Here is a 14208-nt window from a genome sequence, read left to right as displayed (position 1 = left end):
AGCCGGTACCGATGCGGCAGGGCTCGCGTTTTCTTCGTACCATTCACGTGTTTGCCGAGGGAAATGGTGCGGTCAGTGCAGGAGCGGGCGGTCAAGACCCGGGAAGCTATTCTCCGGGCGGCTTCCGAGGTGTTCGACGAGTTCGGATTCAGCGGCGCGAGTGTCAGCAAGATCATGAAGCGGGCCGGGGTCACCCAGGGCGGGATGTATTTCCATTTCCCGTCCAAGGAGGCACTGGCACACGCCGTGATGATCGAGCAGGGCGACGGACTGGAGCTGCCGTCCGGGGAGGACGGGCTGCAACGGCTGGTCGACATCACGCTGTACCTCGCCGGGGAGCTGCAGACCAACCCGGCGCTGCGGGCCGGGGTGCGGCTGGCGATCGAGCAGGGCGAGTTCGGCGTCCAGGACGACGCTCCGTACCAGTACTGGGTGCAGGAGTTCGCCGTGCAGTTGCGCGCCGCCCGGGACAAGGGAGAACTGCTCCCGGACGTGGACATCGACGACCTGGCCTGGGTGCTGGTCAGCTCCTACTCCGGCACGCAGCTCCTGTCGCAGATCTCGACCGGCCGGGCCGACCTGCACCAGCGGGTCGTCACACTCTGGCGCTACCTGCTGCCCGGGGTCGCCGCCCCCGGCACCCGGCCGCTGATCGCCTTCGATCAGCATCAGGGCGGCACGGTCGCCTGACACCGGGGCCGGCCGGGCCCTACTTGAGACCGCTGAGCATGACGCCCCTGATGTAGTGCTTCTGCAGCAGGAGAAACAGGACCAGCACCGGCAGCACGCTGAGCATGAGACCGGCCATCATCACGGGCACCATGCTGTTGGGGTCGAGATAGCTCTGAAGGGTCTGGATGCCGACGGGCAGCGTCAGCAGGCGGGGGTTCGCGGTCGAGACCAGCAGCGCCCAGATGTACTCGTTCCAGGCGCTCACGAAGGTGAGCAGCGCGAGGGTCACGGCCACCGGCTTGGTCTGCGGTACGACGATGCGCCACCACACCGTGAACTCCCCGGCGCCGTCGATCCGGGCCGCCTCCAGCATCTCGTCCGGTACGGAGACGATGAACTGCCGCATCAGGAAGATCCCGAACCCGGACACCAGGAACGGCATGACCAGGGCGGCGAGGCTGACCGTCAGCCCCGCGCCGCCCTCGCCGAGCAGGCCGTTGCCGCCCGCCAGCGGCCAGTGCACGAGAATCAGGAAGTGCGGGATGAAGAAGACGAACGGCGGGAACATCATCGTCGCGAGCACCAGCCGGAAGATCAGGTCGCGGCCGGGGAAGCGCAGTTTGGCCAGGGCGTAGCCCGCCAGTGAGGACGTCAGCAGCACCGAGCCGGTGATCACGGCGGTGGCCACGGCGCTGTTGCGGAACAGCAGCGGCAGGTCCAGCCGGACGAACGCCTCCCGGTAGTTGGACAGCTCGAAGGCCTCCGGCAGGAAGCGGTACGGGAGCCTGCCGTACTCCCCCGGCCCCTTGAACGAGGTCAGCAGCATGTCCAGGAACGGTACGACCGTCACCACCGCGCCCACCCCCACCAGCAGATACGACAGCCACGGGAAGCGCCTGCGCCGTCTCACGCGTCCTCTCCCTTCCGCCGGAACAGCCACAACTGCGCCAAAGTGATCACCAGGATCAGGACGAACAGCACGAGGGCCGCCGCGCTCGCCGAACCCCAGTCCCCGTACTTGAACGCCCGCTGGTACATCTCCAGGGCGGCGACGTTGGTCGCGTCGCCCGGACCGCCCTCGCCGGTCATCACGATGATCAGCGCGAACGACTGGAGCCCGGTGATGAACTGGGTCACGCACACGAACAGCAGCGCCGGCCGCAGCAGCGGCAGCGTGATGCGCGTGAAGACGGTGAACTGCCCCGCGCCGTCCAGCTCCGCGGCCTCGTAGTAGGAGCGCGGAATCGCCTTCAGCCCCGCGGTCAGGACGAGGATCGCGGAACCGAGGGAGGCCCACGCCTGCACCACCACGATCGACGGCAGCGCCGTCGCCGGGCCCTGGAGGAAGGCCACGGAACGCAGGCCGAGCGCGTTGAGCACCCCGTTGACCAGGCCGCCCGGCTCGTACATGTACTTCCACACATTGCCGACCGCGACCACGGTCGTGACGATCGGCAGGAAGTACAGCGTGCGCCACAGGCCCTGGAAGCGCAGGTTGGTGATGCAATGGGCGACCAGCACGGCGCCGCTCAGCGCCAGGGCCACGGTGCCCAGCGCGTACAGCAGCGTGTTGCTCAGCACCGGCGTCAGGAAGGACGAGCCGCGGGCGAAGAGGGCGGCGAAGTTGTCCGTGCCCACCAGCCGTATGTCGGCGAGGTCGAAGCCGGCCCAGCGGGACAGCGACAGCAGCACCGCGAACAGCAGCGGCAGGACGAGGAAGACCGCGAAGAAGAGCAGGCTGGGGGCGAGAAAGAGGTAGCCGACGACGGTCTGCCGCCGACGGCGCCGGTGCGCGGCGGCGCGGGCGCGGCTCCCGGCCGTACGCACACCCCGCCCGCCGTCCTCGTAGCCGCGGCTCCCGGCGCCCGGGCCGCCTCGCCCGCCTTCCCCGTCCGCGCTTTCGACCGTTGTCGCCATGCAGCACCAGCCTTTCGAGGCGGGAGACCGACGGGTGCGGACCCGTGGGGCGGGCCGCGAGTCAGCGGGAGAGTTCCTGGTCGACCTGGCGTACGGCGTTCCGTATGGCGCCGTCCGGTGTCAGGCCGCCGGCCCACATCTCCTCGATGTTCTTGCGCAGCAGCGCCTTGGCCTTCTGCGCGCGCGGCCCGTTCGCCTCCGGCGTGGCGTAGTCCAGCGCGTCGACGAACGGGCTCAGATTCGGATCGCCCCCGGCGGCCAGCAGCGCCCGCATGTCGCGGGAGCGGCCGGTCATCGTGCCGACCGACATCTGCAGGGCGCTCATGCGGGTGGCCCGCACCGCGGCGGCCCGGCCCGCCCGCGGACCGGCCGGCACCACCTCGTCGTTCAGCCAGCGCAGGAACTGCCACGCCTCGCGCGGATGCCGGCTCCCGGCATTGACGCCCAGCAGGAAGCCGGTGGTGACCGTGCCCCGGTTGCCGGGCGCCGGCCCCGGCACCGGCGCCACCGCGACATCGCGGTAATCCCGGCCCATCGACTGCTTCAGGCTGCCGGTCCACCAGGCACCGCTGATCGCCATCGCCACCCGGCCCGCCGAAAAGGCTTTCATCAGGTCGATGCCGGGGTCGCTCGCGCCCCGGTCGATCAGCCGCCGCTCCAGCGCGAAGACGGCCCGGCCGGCGGGGGAGTCGAGGGCGCTGCGGGCGCCGTCCGCCCGGAGGAACGATCCGCCGCGGGAGGCCATCAGCGCCAGCGTCTGGTTCACCACGGTCGCGTCGTCGATCCGCGACAGCCCGAAGCCCTGCACGAGCGTGTTGCCGTGCCGGTCGCGCCGCGCGGTCCGGTACGCGGTCTCCTCCAGCTCCCGCCAGGTGCGCGGCGGCCCCTCCACGCCGGCCGCCCGCAGCAGCCGCTTGTTGTAGTACAGCGCGTAGGACTGCACCTCCGTGGGGTAGCCGATGATCCGGCCGCGCACCGAGGCCGCCCGGACCGCGGCGCCGGCGAAGCCGCGCGCGATCCGCCCGGCGTCCTCGGGCGGGGCCGGCCGCACCACCCCGGCCTGCGCCAACTGCCCGGCCCACAGGCTGTACGGGTGGATGATGTCCGCGCCCTGCCCCGCGGCCTGCCGGACCATCAGGGTGGTCAGCAGATCCTGGAAGCGGACCGCCGTCGTCCGTACGTGCACCCGGTCGTGCCCGGCGTTCCAGGCGTCGACCGTCCGTTGCAGCGCCGACTTCAGCGGCTCCGTCGCGTAGTGCGACAGCAGCGTCAGCACGATCGGGTCGCCGGGGCGGCCGCTCCCGCTCCGGCCGGGGGCGCCGCAGCCCGCCGCGGTCACCGCCGCTCCCGCCAGTCCCGCCAGCGCCCGGCGCCGCCTCATGGCCGTACCTCCCGCCGTAAGACCGCGAACGTACGGGTCGTGACGAACCCCGCCGACCGGTAGAGCTGCCCGGCCGGGCTCCGCTCGCCCGTCCACAGGAACCACGCGCCGTGCGCGCCCGCCGCCCGCATCCGCTCCAGCGTCAGGTGCAGCAGCACCTTGCCCAGCCCGGTACCGCGCTGGTCCGCCCGCACCCCGAACGGCCCGAACCGCTCGGTCAGCCCCTCGTACGCCCCGTGCATCGCCCAGCCCACGACCCGGCCCGACGGGTCGTGGGCCGTCACGACGCGGTCCATGGGCGCGCCGCCGTCCAGCGCCCGGCGCATCGCCTGCGGCCAGTCCGGACCGAACTCGTCCTCGGCCAGCCGCAACAGACCCACCAGGTCGTCGTCCCGCGGCGTGCCGAAGCGGTAGCCCGCGGCGGCCAGCGCGGCGGCCCGCTCCCGCACCGCGTCGGGCATCCGGTAGCCGACCAGGCAGCGGTCCATCGCGGCCGCTTCGCCACGAGGCCGGAAGCCCAGCCCCGTCAGCAGCCGGGCGGCCTCCGGGTAGGTGGCCCGGTCCAGGCCGGGGAGGAAGTAGTGCGGTGTGTAGCAGGCGAAGTCGACGCGGGTGCGGCCGTGCCCGGCGAGCCAGTCGAGCACCTCGGTGAGCAGCCGGCGCCCGAGCCCGGCCCGGCGGACGGCCGGATCCACGAAGAAGAACGGGACCCACCCCTGCTCCGGCTCCAGGTCGCGGCCGGTCATCGCGACCGTCCGGCGCACCCCGTACGCGGCCCCGACCAGTTCGCCGTCCCGCACGGCGACGCGCAGACCGGCGGGGTCGAAGTTCGGGTCGAGCAGCACCTGCCGACGGAAGCGCTCCCGCGTCACGGGGTCGTACGGCGCGCTGCGCGCCCACGCCGCGACGAGCGGCGCTCCGTCCCCGGACCGGAAATCCCGCATCCGGACCCGGCCGCCGGACACGGACCCATCACCGGACCGGGACGGCCCGCCCGGACCCAGCTTCCCGCCCGGCCCCTTGCTCTCGCCCGGCTCCTTTCCCCCTCCCGGTCGGTCTTCCCCTCCCGGTCGGTCCCGTTCGCCCGGTCGGCCGCGCTCGTCCGCGACGCCGGTCACCGGCCCGGTCATCGGCCCGGCCTCCCGCCCGGTCACCGCTCCCGCCCCGCACCGGCCGGTGGCCTTACCTGCTGCGGGCCGAGGGGGCCGCCCGTCGTCGTCGGGCCTGCGCCCCGGGAAAACGTGCACGCCAGGTTCGCACCGGCCTCCCACGGCTGCGTACCGGCGGCGCGGAGCGGGGCGCGGGACCGCGGCAGCGCCCGCGCGCAGCGGATCACCGGGTGGGAGCCTTCCTGGTGCAGCGTCGCGTGGTCCATCGGCGTCCTCTCGTCCGCGTCCCGTACGAGCCGGCAGGGTCATGGTCCCCGCCTTGCGCCCAGGCTCCAACACCTTCCGCACCGCGGGCTTCAGGACGTGCGCGCCGACGGCGTACGGCCGCCGTCAATCCCCCGATCGGACCCGCTCATGCTCCGCTCGGCCGTATCCTCCGCTCCCCTGCGACCCCCGCAGCGCCGTGCTGCCGTAGCCCGGGTCCCCTCGGATGCCGGTGCCGCGCAACGCACCCGGTCCCCGGAATCACTGCAGAACTCTTCCTGCCCGCCATGCCCGCCCCCTGGAACGCAGCGGCCCGGTCCGCCCCGACGACGTCCCGGCCCACTACCGCATCATGCCGCAGGGGCCCGACAACGGCCCCGGCTCAGGGCGTGACCTGGATCTTCCGTCCCTGCCCCGCCCTGAAGCGGTCCAGCGCCTCCGCGTACCGGTCCAGGGGCAGGCGGTCGCTGATGAAGACCTCCGGGTCCAGGACGCCCGCGGCGAAGAGTTCGGCGGCCCGCTCGTAACTGTGCAGGACCGCCATCGAACCGGTGATGGTGATCTCCTGGTTGTAGATCCGGTACGGCTCGATCACGGCCCGCGCCGCATAGTCGGAGACGCCGAACTGGAGGAACGTACCGCCCTTGCCGACGCGGCCCAGCGCGTCCTGGATGGCGCGCTCGTTGCCGGTGGCGTCGATGACCACGTCCCAGCCGCGCGGCCGGTCCAGCTCGTCGGCGGAGGCCGCCGCGTTGCCGCAGCCCAACTGCCGGGCGGTGGCCAGCCGCCGCGGGTTGACGTCGACCACGTCGACGCCCGCCGCCCCGGTGCGCTTGGCCAGCTCCAGCATCATCAGCCCCATCGTGCCGGAGCCGTAGATCAGCACATGGGTGCCGAGCTGCTGGGAGCGCAGGATGTCGTAGCCCCGTACGGCGCAGGACAGCGGTTCGATGAGCGCCGCGTCCTCGGTCCGTACGTGCTCGGGCAGCTTCACGCAGTTCGCGGCGGGCGCGACGGCGAACTCGGCGGCGCCGCCCGCGGTGGTCACCCCGATGGCGGCCCACCGCTCGCACAGGTTGTTGCGGCCGATGCGGCAGTAGTGGCACGCGTAGCAGTACAGGGAGGGGTCGACGGCGACCCGGTCGCCCACGGCCGGCCCGGTGACCTCGCGGCCGGTGGCGACGACCGTACCGGCGAACTCGTGCCCGGGCACGACCGGCAGCGTCGGCGCGAATTCGCCCTGGAGAATGTGCAGATCGGTCCCGCACAGCCCGCAGCCCGCGACGTCCACGACGACCTCCCGCGGCCCGGGCGCCGGATCGTCGACGGTGGTGACCTCGACCCGGCCCGGGGCGCTGATGACTGCGGCCTTCATTTCACGGCTCCTAGGGAGAGGCCCTGGACGAGCTTGTCCTGGGCGGCGAACCCGGCGGCGAGCACCGGCAGGGAGATCACGGTGGCGGCGGCGCACACCTTGGCCAGGAACAGACCCTGGCTGGTCACGAATCCGGTCAGGAAGACCGGTGAGGTACCGGCGACGATGCCGGTGAGCACCCGGGCGAACAGCAGCTCGTTCCAACTGAAGATGAAGGAGATGAGCGCGGTGGCCGCGATGCCGGGCAGGGCGACCGGCGCGACGATGCGCACCAGTGTCGTCGGCAGCCCGGCACCGTCGATGGCGGCGGCTTCCAGCATCTCCACCGGCACCTCGGCCAGGAAGGACCGCATCATCCACACCGCGATCGGCAGGTTCATCGAGGTGTAGAGGATGACGAGCAGCCAGACGCTGTCCAGCATCCGGGTGTTCTGGGCGATCAGGTAGACCGGCAGCAGTCCCGCCACCAGCGGCAGCATCTTGGTGGACAGGAAGAAGAACAGCACGTCGCTCCACTTGCGCACCGGCTTGATGGCGAGCGCGTACGCCGCCGGGACGGCGAGCACCAGCACCAGCAGGGTGGCGGCGACCGACGCCGTCAACGAGTTGATCAGCGGCGGCCAGGGGCTGAGACCGGTGCCCGCCCCGAAGAACTCGCGGTAGCCGTGCAGCGTCAGCCCGGCACCGAGGCTCGGCGGGTTGGTGGCCGCGTCCGCCTCGCTGTGGAAGGAGGTGAGCACCATCCACGCCACCGGCAGGAAGAAGGCGATGCCGCAGAGCCAGGCGGCCAGGCCCAGCAGGCTCCCGGCGCGCCGCCGTCGCCGTGCCGCGGGCGCCGCGGCCCGTACCGTACGCGCGCTCATCGGGTGACCTCCTCACGGAGCAGGGACGAGACGGTGCGCAGCGCGAAGGTCGCCACCAGCAGGGAGCAGACGACGACCACGACGCCCTGCGCGGAGGCCCGTCCGTAGTCGTGGGCCTGGTAGAAGGTCTGGTAGATCGTGTACGGGAGGTTGGCCGTTCCCAGGCCGCCCGAGGTGATGGTGAACACCGCGTCGAAGTTCTGCACCACGTACACCGTGCCGAGCAGCGCGGCCAGCTCCAGGTAGCGGCGCAGGTGGGGAAGGGTGAGGTAGCGGAACACGTCGAAGGCGGAGGCGCCGTCGACCCGGGCCGCCTCGACCGCGTCGGCGGGCCGGCTCTGCAGCCCGGCCAGCAGGATCAGCATCATGAACGGCGTCCACTGCCAGATCAGCGCCACCTCGACCGCCGCCAGCGGCGAGGCGGTCATCCAGTCCGGCTGTGGCGGGTCCGCGCTGCCGAACAGTTGCCATATCCGGGTCAGCGAGCCGTTGATCAGCCCGTACGAGGCGTTGTAGAGCGCGTGCTTCCACAGCAGCGCGGCGGCGACCGGCACCACCAGGAACGGGGTGATCAGCAGCGTACGGACGATGCCGCGCCCCCAGAACGCGCGGTCCAGCAGCAGGGCGAGGCCGAGCCCCAGGACGAGGCTGACGAGCACGACGGTCACGGTCAGCAGGACGGTGGTCCAGATGGCCGAGCGCATCGCGGGGTCGGTGAAGACGGCCCGGTAGTTGTCGAGGGCCGCGAAGCCCCGGTTGTCGGGTGCCAGCGCGTTCCACCGGGTGAAGGAGATGACGACGGTGGCCACGAAGGGGAGCTGGGTCACCACGATCAGGAAGACCAGGGCGGGCAGCAGTGGGGCGCGGCGGGCCCAGCTCGCGGTGCGCCGGGCGCCACGCGGGCCCTCGCGGTGCGGTGCGGCGGCGTCGGGCCGCCGTGTGCCGCCCCGGCCGTCCGGGTCGCCGCGTGTCTCAACGCTCCGCGTAGGCACGGGCCACCTCCTCCGCCAGCCGCTGGCCCTTGTCGAGCGCCTCGGAAACGCTCTGCCGTCCCGCGATCGCCGAACTGACCTCGTGGGACACCTTGGTGCCCAGGTCGGAGAACTCGGGGATGCCGACGAACTGGATGCCGGGCGCGGGCCGGGGCTGCACCCCGGGGTCGTCGGGCCGCGCCGAGGTGATCGCGTTCTTCGTCGCCGCGGCGAACGCCCCGGAGTGCCGCAGGTAGTCGGGGTCGCGGTAGGTGGAGGCGCGCTTGCCGGCCGGTACCTTCGACCAGCCCAGCCGCTCGCCCACCAGGCGTTCGTAGTCCTTGCCGGAGGCCCAGGAGATGAACTTCCAGGCCGCGTCCTGGTGGGTGCTCGCCTTCTGCACGCCCCACGCCCAGGTGTAGAGCCAGCCCGAACTCGCCGTCCGCTCGACCGGCGCGGGCGCGTAACCGACCTTCCCGGCGACCTTGGAGTCGCCGCTCTCCAGCGATCCGGCGCCGGCGGTCGCGTCGTACCACATGGCGACCTTGCCCTGCTGCATGTCGTTCAGGCACTCGGTGTACCCGGCCTGCGGGGCGCCCGCCTGCCCGTGCGCGCGCAGCAGGCCGACGTAGAAGCGGGTGGCGGCGGTGAACTGCGGACTGTTGACCTTCGCCTGCCAGTCCTTGGTGAACCAGGTGCCGCCGAAGGTGTTCACCACCGAGGTCAGCGGCGCCGCGAGCTGTCCCCAGCCGGGCTGGCCGCGCAGGCAGATGCCCTTCATGCCGGGGCGTGCGCCGTCCAGTTCCGCCGCGAGCGCCGCGACCTGCCGCCAGGTGGGTTTCGCGGGCATCGACAGCCCCAGGTCGCGCAGTACGTCCTTGCGGTACATCAGGAACGACGACTCCCCGTAGAAGGGCTGCGCGTAGACCTTGCCGTCGGCCGCGGTCAGCGACTTCCGTACGGGGGTGAGCAGGTCCGCCTGGTCGAATCCGGTGTCCCGCGCGGCCCGGCCGCCGAGCGGGGACAGCCAGCCGTTGCGGGCGTAGATGGGCGTCTCGTAGTTGCTGAGGCTGGCCACGTCGTACTGGCCGGCCTGGCTGGAGAAGTCCTGGCTCATCTTGTCGCGCAGGTCGTCCTCGGGCAGCACGGTGTAGTTGACCTCGATGCCGGTGCTCCGGGTGAAGTGTTCGGCGGTCAGCCGTTGCAGGTCCGCCATCTGCGGGTTGTTGACCATCAGGACGTTGATGGTGTCCCGGCCCTCGTTGCCGAGGGCGCCGGCGCCCCGGTAACAGCCCCCGAGGGCCAGGGAGACGGCGACCACGACGGCCGCCAGTCCCAGCGGACCACGCCGTCTGGTACGCGGGGCGGACCGCCGTGGGCGGACGGTCCTCCCGGGAGATCGTGCTCGCACGGCTCGACACCTCTCTGCTGGGAATTGCACCGGCTGGGCGGCCCGCCGGGAAACGCTGTGGTGCGGGCCGCGGGCACGGCGGACCAGGGCCGCACGCCGGTTCCCGTGCGGCCCGGTGCTCCGGGTGGTCACGCCGTCTTCAAGTGGGCACGCCGTTCCGTACGGGCGCTTCCCGCGCGCGGTGCGCGCCGTCGTCAGACCCGCAGGACCTGCGGGCCCAGCAGGGTGTACCGGTGGGCCTCCGGGGCGGAGAGCCCGGTGTCCGTGACGATCGTGTCCAGGTCCCGTACGGTGGCGAACCGGCAGAAACTGCTCGCCCCGAACTTGCTGTGCACCCCGATCAGCACCCGCCGCCGCGACGACTGCACGGCCTGCGCCTTCACATCGGCGACCGCCGGGTCGGGGGTGGTCAGGCCGTGTTCCCGCGACACCCCGTTCGCCCCGAGGAACGCCAGGTCGATGACGAACCCGGCGAGCATGTCCCGGGCCCAGGAGCCCACCGCCGCCTGCGTGCCGGACCGCACCCGCCCGCCGAGCAGCAGCACGGTCGTCGTGTCCGACGCGGAGACCAGCGACGCGGTGCGCAGCGAGGAGGTCACCACCGTCAGCGGTCGGTCGGTGGGCAGCAGCATCGCCAGCAGCTCCGGCGTGTACCCCTCGTCGACGAACACCGTCTCGGCCTCGCCGACGAGCTGCGCGGCCGCCGCCGCGATCCGCCGCTTCTCCGCCACCTGCTGGGTCTCACGCCGGGCCAGCGTCGTCTCGAAACCGGCGCTCTCCACCGGATATGCGGCTCCGTGGGTGCGCCGGACCAGGCCGCGCCGCTCCAGCTCGCTCAGGTCCCGTCGTACGGTCTCGCGCGCCACCCCGAACTCCCCGGCGACGTCCGTGACGTCCACCCGGCCGGCCTGGCGGGCCAGTACGAGGATGCGGTGTTGGCGTTCCTCGGCTCTCACGGCGCACTCCTGCTCGGTTCCCTCGGTTCCACGGCGTTCCGTTCGGTCATCGTCCTGCCCGCTTCTGCCCGGCACCAGGTTTATAGCAAGCGCAAGGGCGCGTCTTGCTGCCCGTCATGGCGGGAAACCCGCCCGCTTCGGCCCGCTTCCCCCGCGCCGTTCCGGACCCCACGGCCGAGGCCCTGCCCGTTCGCCTCCCCGGCGGGCCCGTTCTCCGGTGCGCGGACGGGCCGGGCGTGCCGTACGGCCCGTCCGCGCGCCGCCCAGACCTCAGCCGAGGACCAGCCGCTCCGTGTCGAAATCCGCGACGATCTCCAACCGTCCGCTCAGGGCCGCCACATGGTCGGCGAGGGCGCGCACCTCGACGGCGCCCGGTCCGGCGTCCTCGATCGCCGCCACGCGGGCCGCGGAGTCCCCCATCCGTACGGCGAGCTGTTCCCGCGTCGGCCCCCGGTGGCGGCGTACCGCCGCCGGCCGCTGCCCCCGGTTGCGTGCCACGAGCACGGCCGCACCGTCGTGCCGCTCCTCGTCCCGGCCGGGGTACCAGGCGCGGAGGGAGTCCCGGCTGCCGCAGAAGGTCTCGTCCTCCGCGCCGGGCTCCCGCCCCGGCAACTGCCGCCTGTCCAGGCGCTCGCGGGCCGGCGGCAGGGCGTACGCGTACCACTCCCACCACTGCGTGCGGTCGGCGGCCACGGTGAGCAGCACCACGGCCTCGGCGGCCCCCGCGCTCCCGGTGACCTCCCCGGCCTCGATGGTGCACAGAATCCGCAGGTCAAGGCCCGCCAGCGGCCCGAGCCGCAGGTCCTGGTCCGGGAGCGCGGTGACCGCTTCCCCGGCGAGCCGGGCCGCCCCGGCGCCGTCGCGGCGCAGGCCGTTCAGCCGACTCCGTGCCTCGCGTGTCATCACCAGCCGGTACGTCACGACGGCCGCACTCCCGGAACTCCCCGAACTCCCCGCACTCCCCGACGAGCCCCGCGCGCTTCCCGGCCGCCACTGTGCCGCCCCCGCCGGCCGCTGTCCCGGCATCGGGCGGAGTGGGAAAGACGATCGGCGGGCGGTGCTCAGAATCCGAGGTCGTCGACCACGGTGGAGGACGGGACGCACAGCATGCCGTCGAAGGCCTCGGCCACGGGCACGTTCAGATAGCCGCTGTGCATCCGGACGCGGTCGGGGCCCGCTCCCGCCACGGCCTCGCCCGGGGCCGTGTCCCGCACCCCGCGCAGCCCGGCGAGGCTGATCCGCGATCCCAGCCCGGCCGCCACGACGGCCGCCTCGATGCTGCCGGGCTCCGGCGCTTCGAGTGCGGTGTCCTCGACGCGGAAGCCGAAGGCGGTGTTCTCGTCGAGGTGCATCTCGGCGGTGCGGCCGCCCACGCTGGTCATGCCGAGGGCGAAGTAGTCCTCGCCCAGGGCGTGGCTCAGATGCAGGCCCATGGGAAGCCCGGTGAGGCGGCCGTCGAACGAGACCGGGGCCCGCTGGATGTGGGCGTTGTGCGCGGGGAGCACGACCCGCGTCCCGGGGGCGGCGCGGTCCAGCAGCCACCGCACCGAGTCGGCCATGAACACCTCGCGGGCCGAGGTGTCGGCCGGCGTGCCGCCGCCCGCGTACAGCGCGGCCATGGCCCGGAACTGGTGGTCGGCGTGGCACGCCGCCTCGGTGCGGTGCAGCGCGATGTCGTACGCGGCCCGGCCGCCGCGCTCGACGTACAGCGGTTCCATGGCCCGCAACCGGATACGCAGGCGCAGCAGCGTCGCGCTGAGGGCGTCCTGTACGTCCGTGTCCAGCCGCTGCCACGCGGGTGCCGCGAGCGCCATGGACGCGCCGCCGAACCGCTCGGCGGTCCGCATGGCGTCCCGCACGAGCGGCACCCCGTCCGGATCGACCTCGCGGAGGTATTCGGCCACCGGCGCCAGCGCCGGGAGCAGCGAACCCCCGGCCTCGGGAATGTCGACACCGGCGAACCGCACGGGCAGGGTCGCGGTCCGGTTGTGGCGGCGCAGCCAGTGCAGCGGACCCGACAGGCCGATGGGGATGTTCGCCTCGGTCTGCCGGGCGAAGTCCTCCTCGGCGCCCTCCCCTTGGACCCACGCGTCCAGCGCGAAGCCTTCGCTGAAGCCGAACTCGAAGGCCAGGGCGGTGAATCCGCAGCGCTGGACGAGGAAGCGCAGCACGCGTTCGCGGGCCAGGCCGAACTCCCGGATGAAGTGGGAGTTCTCGCCGAGCGCGACGACGCGGGCGGTACCGATGAGCGCCCGCAGCGGCTCCAGGTCGTCGAGCGGTTCCTCGGGGTCGAGGGTGCCGAGCACGGCGGCCCGCTCGCGGAGCCGGCCGGCGAACCGGCTCCCGGCGCCGTGGCTGCCGTTGTCGCGGTGCGGGCCGTGGCTGGTGTCGGGCATGTCGAACGCTCATTTCTCGGAGGCGGCGCAGCGACGACTGCGGGCGGTGCGGGCGCGTGAACTCCCGCCGGGCAGCGTCCCACGGAAGATCACGGCCGGCCACCTGATATCCGAGGCCCTCGACACCGCCGGTGCGCGCCGGACCGGCGATCGCGGAGTCGACGGTGGCGCGCGTCCCGGGGGCCTTTCCGGTGAGGTCCCGTCGGTGCGGGGCGTGCCGTGAGGCGTGTGATGTATCTCCTTCTCCGTGGGGCATGGAGGCCCACGGGACGGGTAGCTGACGCGGGGAGCACAGGTGATCATGTGATGGAAGGGGAAAAGGATGTTGTTGGCGCACCCGGTGGTGTTGGGTAACCTCGTCGAGCAGTACGAGACACTGCGGGTGCTGCGTGCTGAGGACGGCAGTCCTGAGCTGCGCAGGCGGATGGACGATCTCGCCTACTCGCTGTGCATTTCCACCGGAACGAAGGATGTTGATGCGGCACTGGTCGCGGCCAGGCACCGGCTGCCCGGCACGGGTGTGCGGGAGGACTCTCTCCTCGCCGCCTGACACGCGCTCCGCCCGCAGTTCCGGCGTCGTTGTAATTTCCGCATCCCCTCCCTCGCCGTGGGCGGGGGACGGTGCGGCTGAATGGTTCGAGGACTGACCCCACATGACCGCTGCCCGCCTGCCCGCCGGCCCGCCGATCTACGACAGCCTCATCGAGGAGCACGGCGATGTACTGACCCAGGTCCGCCAGTTGGCCAAGGAGACGGAGCGCGAGGCCGACGAACTGCTGGACTGGAGCGAGCTCCGCGCGGGCCGGGACTGACGGACGGCCGTCGCGCGGGTGACCGCCCCGAGCCGGCGGCGCCCAGGCCCCTGCGGCCTGCTCGGCATGGGCGGTCCTCGC

The 14208-nt window shown here is 72.7% G+C and carries 14 protein-coding genes; 3 read left to right on the top strand and 11 right to left on the bottom strand.

The window, feature by feature from the left end:
* The first annotated feature begins 63 nt into the window (after positions 1–63).
* Positions 64–690, top strand: coding sequence for a ScbR family autoregulator-binding transcription factor (locus ACH4EB_RS29305; protein ID WP_398350922.1), 627 nt, complete (start codon positions 64–66; stop codon positions 688–690).
* A 19-nt stretch (positions 691–709) separates the two neighbouring features.
* On the opposite strand, the gene ACH4EB_RS29300 is transcribed toward ACH4EB_RS29305, so the two are convergent.
* The 11 genes from ACH4EB_RS29300 to ACH4EB_RS29250 all read right to left on the bottom strand — a co-directional run bounded on the left by ACH4EB_RS29300 (position 710) and on the right by ACH4EB_RS29250 (position 13315).
* Positions 710–1582 carry a carbohydrate ABC transporter permease gene (locus ACH4EB_RS29300; RefSeq protein ID WP_398350921.1) on the bottom strand — a complete coding sequence of 291 codons (873 nt, stop codon included), beginning with the start codon at positions 1580–1582 and terminating at the stop codon, positions 710–712.
* A complete protein-coding gene (locus ACH4EB_RS29295; protein WP_398350919.1) occupies positions 1579–2589 on the bottom strand; it encodes a carbohydrate ABC transporter permease in 1011 nt (336 codons plus the stop codon). The genes ACH4EB_RS29300 and ACH4EB_RS29295 overlap by 4 nt, the downstream gene beginning before the upstream one ends.
* 61 nt (positions 2590–2650) lie before the next feature.
* On the bottom strand, positions 2651–3970 hold the full coding sequence (locus tag ACH4EB_RS29290; RefSeq protein ID WP_398350918.1) for an extracellular solute-binding protein: 1320 nt from the start codon (positions 3968–3970) through the stop codon (positions 2651–2653).
* A complete protein-coding gene (locus ACH4EB_RS29285; protein WP_398350917.1) occupies positions 3967–4935 on the bottom strand; it encodes a GNAT family N-acetyltransferase in 969 nt (322 codons plus the stop codon). The genes ACH4EB_RS29290 and ACH4EB_RS29285 overlap by 4 nt, the downstream gene beginning before the upstream one ends.
* Before the next feature lie 790 nt (positions 4936–5725).
* Entirely contained in the window at positions 5726–6718 is a 993-nt protein-coding gene (locus ACH4EB_RS29280; RefSeq protein ID WP_398350916.1) for a zinc-dependent alcohol dehydrogenase family protein, read from the bottom strand.
* Complete coding sequence (locus ACH4EB_RS29275; protein ID WP_398350915.1) at positions 6715–7581, bottom strand: carbohydrate ABC transporter permease; 867 nt, start codon at positions 7579–7581, stop codon at positions 6715–6717. Before ACH4EB_RS29275 ends, ACH4EB_RS29280 begins: the two co-directional genes overlap by 4 nt.
* Complete coding sequence (locus ACH4EB_RS29270; RefSeq protein WP_398351032.1) at positions 7578–8438, bottom strand: carbohydrate ABC transporter permease; 861 nt, start codon at positions 8436–8438, stop codon at positions 7578–7580. The genes ACH4EB_RS29275 and ACH4EB_RS29270 overlap by 4 nt, the downstream gene beginning before the upstream one ends.
* A 115-nt stretch (positions 8439–8553) precedes the next feature.
* A complete protein-coding gene (locus ACH4EB_RS29265) occupies positions 8554–9963 on the bottom strand; it encodes an ABC transporter substrate-binding protein (protein ID WP_398350913.1) in 1410 nt (469 codons plus the stop codon).
* Positions 9964–10157: 194 nt separating this feature from the next.
* Complete coding sequence (locus ACH4EB_RS29260; RefSeq protein ID WP_398350912.1) at positions 10158–10919, bottom strand: DeoR/GlpR family DNA-binding transcription regulator; 762 nt, start codon at positions 10917–10919, stop codon at positions 10158–10160.
* A gap of 270 nt (positions 10920–11189) precedes the next feature.
* Entirely contained in the window at positions 11190–11822 is a 633-nt protein-coding gene (locus tag ACH4EB_RS29255) for a hypothetical protein (RefSeq protein ID WP_398350911.1), read from the bottom strand.
* 158 nt (positions 11823–11980) lie between these two features.
* Positions 11981–13315 carry an erythromycin esterase family protein gene (locus ACH4EB_RS29250; protein ID WP_398350910.1) on the bottom strand — a complete coding sequence of 445 codons (1335 nt, stop codon included), beginning with the start codon at positions 13313–13315 and terminating at the stop codon, positions 11981–11983.
* A 322-nt stretch (positions 13316–13637) separates the two neighbouring features.
* Here ACH4EB_RS29250 and ACH4EB_RS29245 point away from each other — a divergent pair, with 322 nt between their 5' ends.
* Positions 13638–13865 (top strand): DUF5133 domain-containing protein, encoded by a 228-nt coding sequence (locus ACH4EB_RS29245; protein ID WP_398350909.1) that lies wholly within the window; start codon positions 13638–13640, stop codon positions 13863–13865.
* Positions 13866–13968: 103 nt separating this feature from the next.
* Complete coding sequence (locus ACH4EB_RS29240) at positions 13969–14127, top strand: hypothetical protein (RefSeq protein WP_398350908.1); 159 nt, start codon at positions 13969–13971, stop codon at positions 14125–14127.
* Positions 14128–14208 lie beyond the last annotated feature (81 nt).

It is taken from the genome of Streptomyces sp. NPDC018045 (assembly GCF_044327445.1).
GTDB lineage: Bacteria > Actinomycetota > Actinomycetes > Streptomycetales > Streptomycetaceae > Streptomyces.
Note: the sequence above shows the minus strand (reverse complement) of the source record. Positions and strands in the feature narration are given on the sequence as shown.

Excerpts from the sequence above, each read along its gene's own strand:
- ACH4EB_RS29250 (WP_398350910.1), bottom strand. The coding sequence starts at position 13,315 with ATGCCCGACACCAGCCACGGCCCGCACCGCGACAACGGCAGCCACGGC.
- ACH4EB_RS29305 (WP_398350922.1), top strand. The coding sequence starts at position 64 with ATGGTGCGGTCAGTGCAGGAGCGGGCGGTCAAGACCCGGGAAGCTATT.
- ACH4EB_RS29280 (WP_398350916.1), bottom strand. The coding sequence starts at position 6,718 with ATGAAGGCCGCAGTCATCAGCGCCCCGGGCCGGGTCGAGGTCACCACC.
- ACH4EB_RS29240 (WP_398350908.1), top strand. The coding sequence starts at position 13,969 with ATGACCGCTGCCCGCCTGCCCGCCGGCCCGCCGATCTACGACAGCCTC.
- ACH4EB_RS29290 (WP_398350918.1), bottom strand. The coding sequence starts at position 3,970 with ATGAGGCGGCGCCGGGCGCTGGCGGGACTGGCGGGAGCGGCGGTGACC.
- ACH4EB_RS29255 (WP_398350911.1), bottom strand. The coding sequence starts at position 11,822 with ATGACACGCGAGGCACGGAGTCGGCTGAACGGCCTGCGCCGCGACGGC.
- ACH4EB_RS29275 (WP_398350915.1), bottom strand. The coding sequence starts at position 7,581 with ATGAGCGCGCGTACGGTACGGGCCGCGGCGCCCGCGGCACGGCGACGG.
- ACH4EB_RS29295 (WP_398350919.1), bottom strand. The coding sequence starts at position 2,589 with ATGGCGACAACGGTCGAAAGCGCGGACGGGGAAGGCGGGCGAGGCGGC.
- ACH4EB_RS29245 (WP_398350909.1), top strand. The coding sequence starts at position 13,638 with ATGTTGTTGGCGCACCCGGTGGTGTTGGGTAACCTCGTCGAGCAGTAC.